The organism is Streptomyces albidicamelliae (assembly GCF_025642175.1).
GTDB lineage: Bacteria > Actinomycetota > Actinomycetes > Streptomycetales > Streptomycetaceae > Streptomyces > Streptomyces albidocamelliae.
Genome location: NZ_CP106795.1, coordinates 5,129,651 through 5,145,612 on the forward strand (window position 1 = coordinate 5,129,651; position 15,962 = coordinate 5,145,612).

Annotated in this window: 12 protein-coding genes; 7 read left to right on the forward strand and 5 right to left on the reverse strand. The window is 72.0% G+C overall.

What is annotated here, in order from left to right:
* Nucleotides 1-41 precede the first annotated feature (41 nt).
* A complete protein-coding gene (locus tag N8I86_RS23595) occupies nucleotides 42-1,622 on the forward strand; it encodes an acyl-CoA mutase large subunit family protein (protein ID WP_073888912.1) in 1,581 nt (526 codons plus the stop codon).
* 47 nt (nucleotides 1,623-1,669) lie between these two features.
* On the forward strand, nucleotides 1,670-2,320 hold the full coding sequence (gene leuE, locus N8I86_RS23600; RefSeq protein ID WP_263278649.1) for a leucine efflux protein LeuE: 651 nt from the start codon (nucleotides 1,670-1,672) through the stop codon (nucleotides 2,318-2,320).
* 4 nt (nucleotides 2,321-2,324) lie between these two features.
* On the opposite strand, the gene N8I86_RS23605 is transcribed toward leuE, so the two are convergent.
* Entirely contained in the window at nucleotides 2,325-3,716 is a 1,392-nt protein-coding gene (locus N8I86_RS23605; protein WP_263278650.1) for an FAD-dependent monooxygenase, read from the reverse strand.
* 71 nt (nucleotides 3,717-3,787) lie between these two features.
* Here N8I86_RS23605 and N8I86_RS23610 point away from each other — a divergent pair, with 71 nt between their 5' ends.
* Nucleotides 3,788-4,438: a TetR/AcrR family transcriptional regulator C-terminal domain-containing protein gene (locus N8I86_RS23610; protein WP_073888916.1), complete on the forward strand. Its 651-nt coding sequence runs from the start codon at nucleotides 3,788-3,790 to the stop codon at nucleotides 4,436-4,438.
* 8 nt (nucleotides 4,439-4,446) lie between these two features.
* Here N8I86_RS23610 and N8I86_RS23615 read toward each other — a convergent pair whose 3' ends face one another.
* Both N8I86_RS23615 and N8I86_RS23620 read right to left on the reverse strand, forming a co-directional pair.
* Nucleotides 4,447-5,379, reverse strand: a complete 933-nt coding sequence (locus N8I86_RS23615; protein WP_263278651.1) for a class I SAM-dependent methyltransferase — start codon at nucleotides 5,377-5,379, stop codon at nucleotides 4,447-4,449.
* Between the two features lie 50 nt (nucleotides 5,380-5,429).
* On the reverse strand, nucleotides 5,430-6,638 hold the full coding sequence (locus N8I86_RS23620; RefSeq protein ID WP_263278652.1) for an acyltransferase family protein: 1,209 nt from the start codon (nucleotides 6,636-6,638) through the stop codon (nucleotides 5,430-5,432).
* 263 nt (nucleotides 6,639-6,901) lie between these two features.
* On the opposite strand from N8I86_RS23620, the gene N8I86_RS23625 reads away from it, so the two are divergent.
* Both N8I86_RS23625 and N8I86_RS23630 read left to right on the forward strand, forming a co-directional pair.
* Entirely contained in the window at nucleotides 6,902-8,368 is a 1,467-nt protein-coding gene (locus N8I86_RS23625) for a glycosyltransferase family 29 protein (protein WP_263278653.1), read from the forward strand.
* Nucleotides 8,365-10,680 carry a glycosyltransferase gene (locus N8I86_RS23630; RefSeq protein ID WP_263278654.1) on the forward strand — a complete coding sequence of 772 codons (2,316 nt, stop codon included), beginning with the start codon at nucleotides 8,365-8,367 and terminating at the stop codon, nucleotides 10,678-10,680. The genes N8I86_RS23625 and N8I86_RS23630 overlap by 4 nt, the downstream gene beginning before the upstream one ends.
* Before the next feature lie 108 nt (nucleotides 10,681-10,788).
* Here the strand turns inward: N8I86_RS23630 and N8I86_RS23635 are convergent, their stop codons facing one another.
* Together N8I86_RS23635 and N8I86_RS23640 are read right to left on the reverse strand one after the other, a co-directional pair.
* On the reverse strand, nucleotides 10,789-12,123 hold the full coding sequence (locus tag N8I86_RS23635; protein WP_263278655.1) for an alpha-2,8-polysialyltransferase family protein: 1,335 nt from the start codon (nucleotides 12,121-12,123) through the stop codon (nucleotides 10,789-10,791).
* Nucleotides 12,120-13,097, reverse strand: a complete 978-nt coding sequence (locus N8I86_RS23640; protein ID WP_073888925.1) for a glycosyltransferase family 2 protein — start codon at nucleotides 13,095-13,097, stop codon at nucleotides 12,120-12,122. Before N8I86_RS23640 ends, N8I86_RS23635 begins: the two co-directional genes overlap by 4 nt.
* A 198-nt stretch (nucleotides 13,098-13,295) precedes the next feature.
* On the opposite strand from N8I86_RS23640, the gene N8I86_RS23645 reads away from it, so the two are divergent.
* Both N8I86_RS23645 and N8I86_RS23650 read left to right on the forward strand, forming a co-directional pair.
* Complete coding sequence (locus tag N8I86_RS23645; RefSeq protein WP_073888927.1) at nucleotides 13,296-14,606, forward strand: DUF6716 putative glycosyltransferase; 1,311 nt, start codon at nucleotides 13,296-13,298, stop codon at nucleotides 14,604-14,606.
* A 59-nt stretch (nucleotides 14,607-14,665) separates the two neighbouring features.
* Complete coding sequence (locus N8I86_RS23650) at nucleotides 14,666-15,961, forward strand: N-acylneuraminate cytidylyltransferase (protein ID WP_073888929.1); 1,296 nt, start codon at nucleotides 14,666-14,668, stop codon at nucleotides 15,959-15,961.
* Nucleotide 15,962 lies beyond the last annotated feature (1 nt).

The following is a 15,962-nucleotide window of genomic DNA, read 5'->3' on the forward strand; positions in this document are numbered from 1 at the left end:
GGGCATGGTGAGGGGGAGCACCACGTACCGCGGAGGCATCCATGACGCACGAGTCGGAGTCGGGACTGCCGGTCGAGCCGGTGTACGGGCCGGCAGGTCTGGCCGGCTGGGACCCGGCCGCGAAGCTGGGCGAGCCGGGCGCGTACCCGTTCACCCGCGGGGTCTACCCGACCATGTACACCGGCCGCCCCTGGACCATGCGGCAGTACGCCGGCTTCGGCACGGCCGCCGAGTCCAACGCCCGCTACCGGCAGCTGATCGCCCACGGCACCACCGGTCTCTCGGTCGCCTTCGACCTGCCCACCCAGATGGGCCACGACTCCGACGCGCCCCTCGCCCACGGCGAGGTGGGCAAGGTCGGCGTGGCGATCGACTCGATCGAGGACATGCGGGTGCTGTTCGACGGCATCCCGCTGGGCGAGGTGTCCACGTCGATGACGATCAACGCGCCGGCGGCGCTGCTGCTCCTGCTGTACCAGCTGGTGGCGGAGGAGCAGGGCGTCCCGGCGGACCGGCTGACCGGCACGATCCAGAACGACGTACTGAAGGAGTACATCGCGCGGGGCACGTACATCTTCCCGCCGGGTCCCTCGCTGCGGCTGACCGCGGACATCTTCCGCTACTGCAGCGCGGAGATCCCGAAGTGGAACACGATCTCGATCTCCGGCTACCACATGGCCGAGGCGGGTGCCTCGCCCGTGCAGGAGATCGCGTTCACGCTGGCCGACGGCATCGAGTACGTCCGTACGGCGGTGGCGGCGGGCATGGACGTCGACGACTTCGCCCCGCGGCTGTCCTTCTTCTTCGTGGCCCGTACGACGCTGCTGGAGGAGGTCGCGAAGTTCCGCGCGGCGCGCCGGATCTGGGCGCGGGTGATGCGGGAGGAGTTCGGCGCGAAGAACCCGAAGTCGCTGATGCTGCGCTTCCACACCCAGACGGCAGGCGTGCAGCTGACGGCCCAGCAGCCGGAGGTGAACCTGGTCCGGGTCGCCGTGCAGGCCCTCGGCGCGGTGCTCGGCGGCACCCAGTCCCTGCACACCAACTCCTTCGACGAGGCGATCGCGCTGCCGACCGACAGGAGCGCCCGCCTGGCGCTGCGAACGCAGCAGGTGCTGGCGTACGAGACGGACGTGCCGGCGACCGTCGACCCGTTCGCGGGCTCCTACGCCGTGGAGCGGATGACGGACGACGTGGAGGAGGCGGCCGTCGGCCTGATGCGCAGGGTCGAGGACCTGGGCGGCGCCGTGGCGGCGATCGAGCAGGGCTTCCAGAAGGGCGAGATCGAGCGCAACGCCTACCGCATCGCGCAGGAGACCGACGCGGGCGAACGGGTGGTGGTCGGTGTCAACCGCTTCCGGCTCGACGAGGAGGAGCCGTACCAGCCCCTGCGGGTGGACCCCGCCATCGAGGCCCGGCAGACGGCACGGCTGGCCGAGCTGCGGGCCGCCCGGGACGGGGCGGCGGTGGCCTCGGCCCTGGACGCGCTGAAGAAGGCGGCCGAGGGCGAGGACAACGTGCTGTACCCGATGAAGGAGGCGCTGCGCGCCCGGGCGACCGTGGGGGAGGTGTGCGGGGCGCTGCGCGAGGTGTGGGGGAGCCACGTGCCGAGCGACGCGTTCTGAGACCGGCGCCGCAGACGCCGTCGTACCGCCGTGCGACACTCCTTCTCATGTTCGGCGTCATCGATCTCCCCACCTATCTGGCCGGTCTCGTGCTGATCGTCCTGCTGCCCGGCCCCAACTCCCTCTACGTCCTGTCCGTGGCCGCCCGCCGCGGTGTGCGGGCCGGCTACACGGCCGCCGCCGGCGTGTGGTGCGGGGACACCGTGCTGATGACGCTGTCCGCCGCCGGGGTCGCCTCCCTCCTCCAGGCCAACGCCGTGCTGTTCGGGATCGTGAAGTACGCCGGTGCCGGCTATCTGACCTGGCTCGCGATCGGCATGATGCGGACCGCGTGGACCATGTGGCGCACCCGGCGGAAGAAGGCCGTGGAGGACGCCGTCACGGCGGCCGGCACCGTGGAGCGGCCCTTCCGCCGTGCTCTCGTCGTCAGCCTGTTCAACCCCAAGGCGATCCTGTTCTTCGTCGCCTTCTTCGTGCAGTTCGTCGACCCCGGGTACGCCTATCCGGCGCTGTCCTTCGTGGTGCTCGGCGCCTTCGCCCAGGTGGCCAGCTTCCTGTACCTCACCGCGCTGATCTTCGGCGGCACCCGCCTGGCCGCCGCCTTCCGCCGCCGCAAGCGGCTGTCGGCGACGGCGACCTCGGCGGCCGGCGCGCTGTTCCTCGGGTTCGCGGTGAAGCTGTCGCTCGCGAGCTCCTGACGCCTCACGGCGCGACGAGGGCCCCGGTGCGCGCCGCGTACGCGCGCAGGCCCTCCGTGCCGGTGCCCGCCCAGCCGACGTAGCCGTCCGGGCGGACCAGGAAGACCCCCGGGCCGTAGGAGTCCGGGGCGGCCGGCAGCGTCCGCACGCCGGGGAGGGCGCCGGCCGCCCCCAGCAGGGTCCAGTGCGGCCCGCGGAAGGCGTCGAAGAGCCGTACGCCGTCCACCGCGCCGTCGGGTGCCCGGTCGCCCGCGCGCACTCCGGTGGCCTCCTCGCCGGCGCCCCGGGTGTCGACGCTCAGCGAGGACTCCGGGTAGCCGAGCCCGAGCTGGACCGTCGCCCTCCCGCGCCGCACCTCGCCGCGGTGGACCCCCGTCGACAGGTCGAGCACGGCGGCGGCGTTCGCGCGCCGTTCCTCCTCGTAGGTGTCCAGCAGGGCGTCGGGCGCCCCGCCCCGCAGTACGGCGCCCAGCTTCCAGCCCAGGTTGTAGGCGTCCTGCACACCGGTGTTCAGGCCCTGCCCGCCGGCCGGCGAGTGGACGTGGGCCGCGTCGCCCGCCAGGAAGACACGGCCGACGCGGAACCGGTCCGCGAGGGCGGCGCGCGGCCGGAAGCCGGAGGCCCAGCGCAGCTCCGTCACGTCCGCGGCGGCCAGGTGCGTGGCCGCGCCGACCAGTTCGCGGACGCCGTTCAGGGCCGGTTCGGGCGCGGTGCCCTCCGCGCAGCGCGCGCTCAGCTGGAAGACGTCCGTCCCGGCGAGCGGGCAGAGGGTGACGGCGGTGCCCTCGCCCGTCGGGAACACATGCCAGTGGTTCCGGTCGAGCCCCCGGACCGTCACGTCCGCCACCAGGAACGGCGCCGGGTCGACCGTCTCCCCGGTCATGCCGACGCCCAGGGCCCGGCGCACGACGGACCGGCCGCCGTCGGCCGCGACGACGTACCGCGCGCCGAGTAGCGTGCCGTCGGCGCACTCCACGGTCACGCCCTGCGCGTCCTGGGTCAGGCCGGTCACCTCGTGCCCGAAGGCGACCCGGCCGCCCAGTTCGGTCAGCCGCGCGTACAGGACCTCCTGCGTGCGCCACTGCGCGACCATCAGCGGCTCGGTGTACGGGTTCTGCCCGTCCGCCGGCACGGCGTCGAACATCCGCTGCTCGCCCTGGCGTTCGCCGTCCTTCCAGATCATCATCGCCGGGTAGGGGCCGCCCGCCGCGCGGATCGCGCCGAGGACGCCGAGGTCGTCGAAGACCTCCTGGGTGCGCGGCTGGATCCCCTTGCCGCGCGAGCCCGGGAAGAGTCCCTCGGCCCGCTCCACCACCAGCGCGTCCACCCCGCGCCGGACGAGGTCGATGGCGAGGGTGAGACCCGTCGGCCCCGCGCCCACGATCAGGACATCCATCACCTGTCTCCTTAACAACGTTAAGTTCCGTTGCCGACGAGCGTGCCCTTAACGCTGTTAAGCTGTCAAGTGTGAGTACGGAACGACGCACGCCCCTGGACCGCGAGCGGGTCGCCCGGACCGCGCTGCGCCTGCTGAACGAGGTCGGCCTGGACGGGCTGACGCTGCGCGCCATCGCCAAGGAGCTGGACGTCAAGGCGCCCGCCCTCTACTGGCACTTCAAGGACAAACAGGCGCTGCTCGACGAGATGGCGACGGAGATGTACCGGCGGATGGTCGCCGGCACGGTGTTCGACCCGGCCGACACCTGGCGGGAGCGGCTGCTCAAGGCCAACCGCGGGCTGCGGGCCGCGCTGCTCGGCTACCGGGACGGCGCCAAGGTCTTCAGCGGCTCACGCTTCACGGGCACCGAGCACGCGCGCGGGATGGAGGAGCACCTGAGGGTGCTGACGGCCGCCGGGCTCAGCCTCGCGCAGGCGGTCAACGCGGCCCGGACCGCGAGCATGTTCACCATCGGCTTCGTCACCGAGGAACAGGGCGTCGTCCCCCTGCCCGGCGAGCGCCGGGAAGGGTACGACGTGGCGGAGCGGGCCCGGCGCATGGCCGCCCACCCGCTGGCGGCCGAGGCCGGGCAGCTGCTCTTCGACGACTACGACGAGCAGTTCGAGGAGGGGCTGGCCCTGGTGATCGCGGGTGTCGGGGCGCGGTACGGGATCGGCTGAGGGGGCGGTCAGCCCCGGGCCGCGCGGGCGTTGCGGATGGCCCGGGTGACGACCGGCGGCAGCAGGTCGACGGCGACCCGGCGGACCCGCCGGCCGTAGCGGGGAGCGGGCCGGGCGGCCGGCGCCGGTGCGGGCGCCGCCGCCCGCAGGGTCACTCCGGGCGCCGGCTCCGCGGCTTCCTCCGCGTGCCGGGAGAGCGGGAACGCCGGCGCCGGCATGCCCTTGGACTTCAGCCGGACGATCCGGTGCCCGGCGGCCTCCTGGACGCTCACATGGCAGTCCGACCGCTCGCGGGCCATGGCCAGCAGCTCCCGCTGGACCGGCGCCGGATCGCCCCAGGTGCCGTAGAGCTTCTGCGTGCTCAGGCAGACGGGGCGCAGGCCGCGGTTGAGCACCGCCTCCCACGGGGCGACGGACACCCCCGGCGTGTGCTCGGAGCGGAAGTCGTCGAGCACGACGATGCCCTCGGGCCCCAGCAGCTCGTGCGCCGCCCCTATGTCGTCGCGCACGTGCTCGTACAGGTGCGAGCCGTCGACGTGCACGAACCGGCAGGACCGCGGCTCGACCTCGGCGGCCACCAGCGAGCTGGGCCCCTGCAGGACCCGGGGCAGCTCGTCGTGGAAGGCCCGGTAGTTGGCCTCGAAGCGCCCTCGGGTCAGCGCGCTGTAGGACTTGGCGGACTCCGCCCGGTTGGCGTCGTCCGGGGCCTCGCCCTCGAAGAGGTCGCACACGGTGTACTTCTCGCCCGGCCGGCGGTGCCGGCCGGTGAAGATCGCGCTCTTGCCCAGGTAGACCCCTATCTCCAGCAGGTCGCCGCGCATTCCGGCGGCCTCCTGCCGGTTCAGGAGCCAGTCGAAGAGCAGCTGGTCGAGGACCGGGAACCACCCCGGGACGTCGTCGAGACGATGGGGCGGTCGGGTCGCTTCCTGGATGGTGGCCATGCGGCGGAGGCACTCCCTCGGTACGGCGACGACTGCCCAATTCCCGGCGCTCACACGGAACCGGCCGATTCCTTTCCGTCTTTCGCCGAGGTGAACTGCGAGGAGATTTCCGGTGTTCGGACCCTCTTCAACGCCCTTTTCAGCCGCGGACCGAAAGGTTTCTCCACAAAGCGGTGGATGAACTGTGCCAGCCCGAGCATGACCAGGACGGTCAGCAGGAGCGTCGGCCACGGCGGCAGGCCCAGACCCCGGTGCAGCACCCGGATGACGAACCAGCCCAGGTGCTCGTGGACCAGGTAGAACGGGTACGTCAGCGCGCCGGCCGTGACCAGCCAGGACCAGCCCACCCACCGCGTCCAGCCCAGCGCCACCGCGGCGACCGCGGCGAAGGCCAGGGTGACGATCGCCAGGATGACCGACGGCTCGCGGTGGAAGTCGCCCTGGGCGCCGGCGTGCCACAGCCCGCGCGTGGCGTCGGCCTGCCCGAGCAGCCAGGACACGGCGACGATGCCCCACAGCAGCAGGTCGCTCCCGAAGCGGTGGATCAGATAGAGGGCGAGACCGCCGACGAAGAAGGGCGCGTAGTCGGGCATGACGATCTGGTCCGTGAGCGCGTTGCCCGAGGTACGGCACACCACCGCCGCCAGGGTCCACCCGCAGGCGAACAGCACCACCCGGCGGTAGGTGACGCCGCGCACCACCACGAGCAGGGCGAACAGCGCGTAGAAGCGCACCTCGACCCAGAGCGTCCAGCACACGCCGAGGATCCGGTCGGCGCCCATGGGCTGCTGCATCATCGTCAGGTTGACCAGGAACTCGTCCGGGCGGACCGGGTGCACGACGGCCGGCAGGACCATGGCGGCCGCGGTGACCAGCACCAGGGCGACCCAGTAGGCGGGGTAGAGCCGGGCGACCCGGGAGCGGAAGAAGTCGCCGAGGGTGCGGCCCCAGCTGCTCATGCAGATGACGAAGCCGCTGATGACGAAGAAGAACTGCACGCCCAGGCAGCCGTAGGTGGCCGCCCGGGACAGGGTCGGGAAGACATGGGCCGGGGTCTGGTGCCAGGACTCGGACACCGTGCCGCCGCGCCCGGCGTAGTGGTAGAGGCAGACCATCAGGGCGGCCACCAGACGCAGGCCGTCCAGGGCGAGCAGGCGCTCCCGGCGGCCGCCGGGAGCGGAGGAGGTGAAGGGGGCGGAGGCCGTCCCCGGAGCGGGAGACACGGAAACGGCGGCGAGGGTGGGGGATGAGGCAGGCATGGTGCTCGGCGCCTACCCGGACAACCATTGATCATCTCGGTTTCTTTTGTGAAGGTCCCCGGCACGGAGGAGTCGCACCTGCGGCACCTGGGCGAATCACAGAAACGGCTTGGTTGACAGCCCAACCATTCGTCCGGGCGCCCCGGTCAGTTCACCTGAACGTCGTTTTAGCTTCCTAGTTTCTCCATCCACCCCCACGTTTTGGCAAACGCATGGCATTCAGCCGTAAAGGCTGTATTTGCTTGGCAAAAATCAGGAGAGCTATGACAAGGGTCCAGAACCGGCGGACGCCTGTGCGTGCAGGGGAGCTGGACGACTGCCTGCGCGCGTGCGCCGTGCACAGCGGCAAAGTCGTCGGCAGTCTCGACCGCCGCCGCACGGAACTGGCGGAGCAGCTGCGCAAGTTGCTCGTCGTGTTCAGCACCGACGCGACCGGCTCCGCCGCACCGGCCCCCGCCGCGGGCGCGACCGCCCTGCTCAAGCGGGCCGTGAAGGGCGCGGCGGCACCCGCAGGCGGCATCACGAACGACCTCCTGGACGCCCTGCTGGCCGTCGCCAACAAGGCCCTGGAATGCGGCTACTCCGACGAGCTGGACCTCGCCCTCCGGATCAGTGAGACCGTCCTCGCCGAGCGCCGGAACTCCCGCGCCGGCTGGCGGCTGCGCGCCCGCGTCCTGGAGGCCGTCGGTGAGGAACTCGAAGCCGTCCGGGCCTACGAGCGCTACCTGGAGCTGACCACGGAGGACGGGTTCGGCGTCGCCGCCCGGATCGCCGGGCTGCGCCGGGCCGCCGAACGCGAGCGCGAACTGCTGGACCTGCTGCGCAAGCAGTGCCCGGGAGCCGCCGAGTTCGCCGCCGGACCCGCCACCGACGTGTGGGCCGACGGCCTCGCCCTGCACGCCGCCGGCGACTGGACGGCGGCCGAGCCCCGGCTGGTCGGCGCCCTGCTGGCGCTCGCCGCCGACGAGGCCCCCGTCGCCGACCGGCAGGAGCTGCTCAGCCAGTACCTGGACCTGCGCACCGGCGTCCACGCGACGGACCCCGCCGCCCTCAGCGAGGCCGTCGCGCTCTACGCCGAGCAGCGCCGGCTCAGGATGCGCGGCCCGGTCGCCGACCCGACCGTCGGCGGGGTGCGCTGGATCGGCCTCGGCGAGTTCCGCAACCTGATCGCCGGCAAGTCGATCTGTCTGATCGCCAACTCCGGGCGCGTGGGCGAGAGCGGGATGGGCGCCGAGATCGACGGCTACGACCTGGTCGTGCGCTTCAACTCGTACAGGATCGACCCCGGGCACACCGGCAGCCGTACCGACATCCACGCCACCATCCACAAGCACGGCTTCAACTGGGGCAAGCCGGTGACCACCCGGCTCGTCTTCGGCGGCGTCACCGGCGACTGGAAGCACTCGCTGCGCAACCGCCTGGTGCCCGGCGCCCAGCAGTACCTCGGCGACGAGTCGCTGCGCTGGCCCGTGCGCAACATCGGCCGGCTCGGCAACGACGTCTGGTCCGGCATCCCGACCACCGGCTTCAACATGCTCTGGCTGCTGGACTTCCTGGACGTCAGCCCGAAGCTCGACCTGATCGGCTTCGACTTCTACGAGAGCGGCGCCTACCGCGTGCCCGAGGCCATGAAGCTCGCCATCACCTCCGTGCACGAATACACCAGCGAGAAGGCATGGGTCATGGAGCGGGCCCAGAGCGTGACCGACATGAGGATATCCCTGCGATGACCACCACACTCAGCCCCGCCGTCCCGGACACCTCGGCGCAGGCACTGACCGGCAAACGGCGCATCGCCTTCGCGAGCTTCGTCGACGAGAACTACCTGCCCGGCTTCCTCGTCCTGCTGCGCAGCCTCGCCCTGTCCAACCCCGGCGTCTGCGAGGACTTCATCGTCCTGCACGACGACCTGAAGCCCTCCTCGATCGCCCGCATCCGCGCCCTGCACCCGAGGATCGTGCTGCGCCGCGTCGACGCCGGCCACTACGACTCCTACGTCAAGGGCGACCAGGACAACTACCTGGTCCGCAAGGCGTACTTCATCCTCGACGTCTTCAGGACCCGTGACTACGACACGGTCATCACCCTCGACACGGACATGGTCGTCCTCGGCGACCTGGGCGAACTGCTGGAGCTGCGCGAGGGACTCGCGGCCGTCCCGCAGTTCTTCTACGGCCGGCACAAGCTGAACTCCGGGCTGCTGGTCATCCAGCGCGAGTACCTGTCGGACGAGTTCTGCGCGAAGATCGACCAGGCCGGACGCACCGGTGCCTACGAGCTGGACAAGCACGACCAGGGCATCCTCAACGCCGTCCTCGACGGTGACTTCGTCCGCCTCGACACCCGCTACAACTTCGTCAAGCGGCGGCTCTCCGGCGACCTGCCGGTCCCCGACGACACCGCGATCCTGCACTTCACCGGCCGGCACAAGCCCTGGCAGGGCGGCGAGGCCGGGTACGCGCAGGCCGAGGAGCGCTGGCGCGAGTTCGTCCTCGGCGACGCCGAGTTCCACGCGGCCTACCTGGCCAAGGGCGGCCACCACCACGACCTGCTGGTGCACTTCGGCACCCCGCACGTCAGACGCACCGGAGACGTCGAGGCCGCGCGCAAGCTGGCCGCCGCGCACATCGCGGCCGGCGAGTACCAGGACGCCGTCGACATCCTGAGCGGTGTCCGCATCCCGCTGGACGAGGCCTGGCCGCACGAGATCCTCGGCCACGCCCTGCTGAGCGTCTCCCGCTACGAGGAGGCCAGGACCCAGCTGCTGATGGCCACCGCCGCCCCCAACCGGGCCGCCACCGCCTACTCCCGCCTCGCCCAGCTGGCATGGGTGCACGGCGACAACACCGAGGCCCTGAAGTACGCCACGGCCGGTCTCACCGTCGACCCCACCCACCGCTCCAGCCGCCTGTGGGCCCAGCGCTCCGCCGCGGTGCCCGCCCAGGAGCAGGGCGCCGCCGAGGACCAGCTGGCGCACGTCGCCTTCTACATGGACCGGCAGGGCAACGCCGGCGACAAGCTGCTGCCCGAGACCGTCCGGCTGGCCTTCGGCGCCGACACCACCTCCCGGCGCTGGCACTCCGTCCACGCCCACCGCCTCTTCGACCAGGCGGCCCTGGAACGCGTCAACGCCCGCCGGGGCCTGGTGATCGGCGGCGGCGGACTGTTCATCCCGGACACCATGCCCAACGGCAACAGCGCCTGGCAGTGGAACGTCCCGGACGAGCACCTTGACGCCGTCGACGTGCCGATCATGGTGTTCGCGGTCGGCTTCAACGCCTTCGACGGACAGTCGTACCGGGCCCGGCGGTTCAACGAGAGCCTGCGCCTGCTGGTGGAGAAGTCCTCGTTCTTCGGGCTGCGCAACCACGGCTCCATCGCCAAGGTCCGCTCGCTGCTGCCGCCGGAACTGCACGACAAGGTCGTCTTCCAGCCCTGTCCGACGACGGTCATGCGCCGGCTGCTGCCCGGCTGGACCGACCCGGCGCACCGCGAGGACACCGTCCTGCTGAACGCCGCCTACGACCGCGCCGGGCTGCGCTTCGGCCACGACTACGCGCACTTCCTCGGCGAGATCGCCAAGGCCGTCCGGGCCATCGGGGCGCACACCGAGGTCCGGTGCGTCGCCCACTCCCTGGACGACGAGCGGATCGCGTTCGACCTGCGCCGCGAGCACGGGATCTCGCTGCCGGTGATCCCGATGTACGACTTCGACAACGACGCGATCCGCGAGACGTACGCCAGGACCCGTCTGGTCATCGGCATGCGCGGGCACGCCGGAATGATCCCCTTCGGCGTCGGCACGCCCGTCATCAGCCTGATCTCGCACCCGAAGATGGCGTACTTCCTCCGTGACATCGAGCGTCCCGAGTGGGGCGTCTCCGTCCACGAGCGGGACCTCGGCGCCGTGCTCACCGAGCGGGCGCTGGACATCCTCGACCACCACGACCGGACCGTCGCCGACGTGCACGACCGGCAGGAACAGCTGTGGAAGGTCACGCAGGACAACGCGGCCCGGATCCGGACGATCCTCGGCCGCTGAACAGGCTGAACAGGCTGAACAGGCCGAGCAGGCCGAGCAGGCCGAGCAGGCCGGACGAACGGAAAGGGCGGACCCGGATTACCGGGCCCGCCCTCGCCAAGTGGGGACTCAGCGGCGCACGACCCGGCGCAGACTGCGCGCCTTGCGGGCCACCCGGCGCACGGTCGCGTTGCGCGGGATGAACGACAGCTGCGCCGGCACCCCGCCGGGCAGCGCCAGCGACGTCAGGCGCTTGCGCTTGAAGTAGCGGACGGTCCGTTCGTCCAGGTTCTTCGTGAGGTAGGCCTCGGTCTCCGCGCGCAGCCGCGGCAGGATCTTCGGCTGCATCGCGAAGCCCACCGCGCGCACCAGCGCGCCCAGCGACTCCACGTCCATGCCCGTGCGCTGCTCGGTGACGGCGGCGGCTTCGCCCAGGTCGGGCAGCAGGGCGTCCACGACGGTGACCGGGACCCGGTTGCTGTTCTCGAACGGCGTCAGCCGCTCCAGCAGCAGGTCGGTGCCGACCCGGGCGACCGGGAGGCCGTACAGCGCGGAGGCGGTGAGCAGGGCCGTGGAGAAGCAGCCGACGACCAGCGCCGGGCGCATCCGCTGGTACAGCACCTCGGCGAGCACCGGCGTGTCCAGCACGGTCAGCTCCACACCGAGCTTCTCCGCCGTCTCCTCCAGGGAGCGGGCCCAGCGGGCCGGGGCGGACGGGTGCGGCTTGAACACCACCTTGGTGTGGCCGAGTCCGGCCGCACCCCTGAGCATCCGCACATGCAGGTCCTCCTCCTGCTCGGCGGAGAGGATGTCCAGCGCGGACAGGTACTGGCCGAGCAGCAGCGCGGGCTCCTCGACCGCCGGCAGGTCGTCCCCGGCCGGGGCGAGCGTGGCGAGCACCTTGGTGAAGGCGGCCGTCGGCACGACCTCGCCGGGCACGCCGAACTCCGTGAGCAGCAGCGGCTCCAGGCCCGGCACGAGGTCCAGGTGGAGGACCCGGTCCACACGGGTGCCGACCAGCGGGTCGATCTTGTTGCGGGTGGGGCCGTAGCTCATCAGGCCGTCGGCGTAGACGGTGACCGGGGCGCCGGTGAAGATCTGCGCGAGACTCAGCGACGGGTTGACCTGGATGGACTCCACGGCCAGCTCGACGGCGTCGTCGGCGAGCCGCCACTCGTGGCGCAGGTAGCGTTCCCACAGCGGCAGGTCATCGGCGCGCGGCGCCCAGCCGCCCGGGTGGAACGGGAAGATCGCCTCGTTGTACGACACCACGTCGTCGAACCGGTCGCGCAGCCGCTCGAAGCCGGGCATCGCGTCCGGCCCGGGCGTCGTCTCGGGGGTGGCCGCGTTGTTGCAGACCAGCAGGATCCGCCGGTCGGCCGGGCGGAAGCAGCCGGAGTCGAGGGCGGCGGCCAGCGTGGCCGCGCCGTACAGCGTCGACGCCTGGAAGATCTGGGTGGTCACGCGGCGACCCCCGTGGCGGCGGGACGGCGGCGCAGCCGGCGCAGCTTGGTGGCGCGCTGGAGGTCCATGGAGTCCAGCGCCTCGTCCAGCACGTCCTGCGGCATGCGCCGCAGGGCCGCGGCGCTCAGGGATTTCAGTTTCTTCGCCACCGCCGGCTCGAACCTTTCGATGGATCCCAGGTGATGGGAAATGATGGCGCAATAGGTGCGGACGGCCTTCGGCAGCAACGCGTCGGCCTCCCGGTCCGCGGCGGTCTCCGCGATGACCTGATCGAACGCGCGAAGGAAATCGAGCTGCCGTACGTCACCGATCTGGGTGAGTGACGAAGCGACCCCGCGCCGGTAGAAGACGCCGAGCAGACTCACCGCGGCGAAGGATCCCGCCTCCCGGTGCAGCTTCCAGATCCACGGCCGGTCCTCCGCCGTGCGCAGCCCGTCGGTGAAGTGCAGCAGCCCCTTGTCCACCAGCCGGCGGTGGTAGATCCCCGCCCAGGCGTACGCGTAGTCCACGGAGGTGGACCGGTCGGCGGGCAGGATCGCCGCGCGCGGGTCCAGCACCGTGTTCCGCCGGCCCACGGGCACCCGGTGGACGCTGCGGGCCCGTGCCGTGCACTGCACGTGGTCGGTGCGCAGGAAGTCGCACCCCAGGCCCTCGATGGCCGCGACCAGCCGCTCGTAGTAGCCGGGGGCGAGCCAGTCGTCGCCGTCCAGGAAGGTCACGTACTCGCCGCGCGCCCGGTCGATCCCGGTGTTGCGCGCGGTCGCCAGCCCCCCGTTCTGTTCGTGCCGGACCAGGACCGCGCCCGGCAGCTCGCGCTCCGCGCGCGCGAGAATGTCTGGTGTCCCGTCGCGGGAACAGTCGTCGACGAGAATGAATTCGAAGTCCTCACGCGCGTTCGCCTTCAGGCTTCTGAGCGTGTCGGGCGCGTATTGCTGCACGTTGAAGAACGGCACGATGACGGAGAGCTTGACCACGTCAGGGACGTTAGGGCGAAGGCCGTCATTCGTCTTGACGGCTTGCTTGATGCTGGGTGAACGACACGTGGCGAAGCTGTGAACCAGGCTTTTTCCCGCCCCGATCGCGGCCCGATTCGCCATTCGGCGATGTGCTGTTAACCGTTTGTTGCATTCGGGTTGGGCGGATCCTCGGAATGGCTTCCTAGCGTCTTCGACGTGCCAGCAAGTGCAACGAAGTCTCTGCGGGTCGCCGTCCTCGCGGACTCCGACACCCGATGGAAGTGGGGCGCGCTCACCGCGCAGCGTCTCACTCCCTCGGCTGCCGGTGTCCGGCTCGACGGCTACCTCCTGCGCGGCCGCGCCACCCCGACGCCCCGCCAGCTGGAGGAGGTCGGCGTCCGGGCGGACTCGCTCCGCGAGGTCACCGGAGCCGAGTTCCTGCGGGCGATGACCGAGGAGTCCTACGACGTCCTCGTCCTCGCCCTGGTCGGCGGCGGTGTGCAGGCCATGCTGCACGGGCTGCGCAACGCCTGGGGATCCGGCCCGCGCCCCGCGGTCGTCACCGGCTACGTCGGTGTCGTCTACGAGAAGCTCACCGACGGGCTGCTGCTGCGGCACGGCGCGGACCTGGTCCTCGCCAACTCCCGCCACGACGCGGACCGGTTCCGGGCCGTGTACGAGGGCGTGGGCGCCGACGCCTCCTCGGTCACCGAGGTCGCGCTGCCCTTCCTCGGCGGGGAGCCGTACACCGGCGAACACGACCCCTTCACGGTGGTGTTCGCCGCCCAGCCGTCCGTCCCGGACAACCGCAGGGACCGTACGTACCTGCTCGACCGGCTGATCCGGCACGCCCGCCGGCACCCCGAGCGCGAGGTGCTGCTGAAGCTGCGGTCCAAGCCAGGCGAGCACACCACGCACATCGAGGAACTGCCGTACCAGAAGCTGGTCCAGGGCAAGGACCTGCCGGCCAACCTCCGCCTGGTGTACGGGCACATGGGCGAGGTGCTCGACCGCACCGACCTGCTGGTCACGGTCAGCTCCACAGCCGCCCTCGAAGCCCTGCACCGGCGCGTCCCGACGGTCGTCCTGACCGACCTCGGGGTGCGCGAGACGCTGGGCAACCACCACTTCACCGGCTCCGGGTGCCTCGCCTCCTGGGACCAGCTCGACGCCGGTCACCGCCCGTCGCCCAACGAGGAGTGGGTGGCCCGCCAGGGCGTCGCCGCCGACGGCGGCTACGCCACCGCGTTCGACACCGCCCGCGAGCGCATCGCCAAGCTGCTGGACCGCCCCGGCGGCCTGCCGCCCCTGACCCCCTACTACACACCCGAGACCGCGCCCGGCTACCTGCCCGGCATCCTCGCCCGCCACCACCTCGGTCCCGACGGCGCCCCGCTGCCCGGCGCGCCCGCCGCCGACAAGGCACCCGGCCCCGTCCGCCAGATCGTGCGCCGCGCCGCGCGCGGCGCCTACCGGCACGGCGTGCAGCGGGTGGCCCCCGTGATCCGGCGGATGGGGGAGCTGTGAGCGAGCCGATCCCGCGCCAGGTGCGCGAAGAGTCCCGAGCGCCGCAAGGAGCAGAGCCCATGACCAACCCCGAAGCGGAACCCGCCGCCACCGTGCGCCGCGTGCTCGCGGTGATCCCGGCGCGCGGCGGCTCCAAGGGCGTCCCCGCCAAGAACCTCGCCCCCGTCGGCGGAGTGCCGCTGGTGGCCCGCGCCGTGCGCGAGTGCCGCGCCGCCCGCCTGGTGACCGACGTCGTCGTCTCCACCGACGACCAGGCCATCGCCGCCGCCGCGCGGCAGGCCGGCGCCGAGGTCGTGCTGCGGCCCGCCGCCATCGCCGGTGACACCGCCACCTCCGAGGCCGCCGTCCTGCACGCCATGGACGCCCACGAGGCCCTGCACGGCTCGGCCGTCGACGCCGTCCTGCTCGTGCAGTGCACCAGCCCCTTCCTGGCCCGCGAGGACGTCGACGGGGTCGCGGCGGCCGTCGTCGAGAACGGCGCCGACACCGCGGTGACCGTCGCCCCCTTCCACGGGTTCATCTGGCGCGACGCGGCCGACGAGGCCGTCGCCGTCGAGCCCGCCCACGCCGGGAGCGCCGCGGCCGGCGTGGGCGTCGCCGAGACCGCCGCCGCGGGTGGTTACGGCGTCAACCACGACAAGTCCTTCCGCCCGCGCCGCCAGGACCGCCCGCAGGACCTGCTGGAGACCGGCGCCGCCTACGCGATGGACGCGGCCGGCTTCCGCGAGCACCGGCACCGCTTCTTCGGCCACACCGAGCTGGTCCGCACCGACCCGGCCCGGGTGCTGGAGATCGACGACCCGCACGACCTGGCCCGCGCCCGCGCCCTCGCGCCCCTCTTCGACGCGGACCGCCCCGGTTCGCTCCCCACCTACGACGACATCGACGCCGTAGTCCTCGACTTCGACGGCACCCAGACCGACGACCGGGTGCTGATCGACTCCGACGGACGGGAGTTCGTCTCCGTGCACCGCGGGGACGGACTGGGCATCGCGGCCCTCCGCAGGAGCGGCCTGAAGATGCTGATCCTGTCCACGGAACAGAACCCGGTGGTCGCCGCCCGCGCCCGGAAGCTCAGGCTCCCGGTGCTGCACGGCATCGACCGCAAGGACCTCGCCCTCAAACAGTGGTGCGAGGAGCAGGGCATCGCGCCGGAGCGCGTGCTCTACGTCGGCAATGACGTCAACGACCTGCCGTGCTTCGCCCTCGTGGGCTGGCCCGTGGCGGTCGGAAGCGCCCACGACGTCGTACGCGGCGCCGCACGCGCGGTCACCACCGTCCCCGGCGGCGACGGCGCGATCCGAGAGATCGCCAGCTGGATCCTCGGCCCCTCTCTCGATTCCCTCCCCAAGTAAG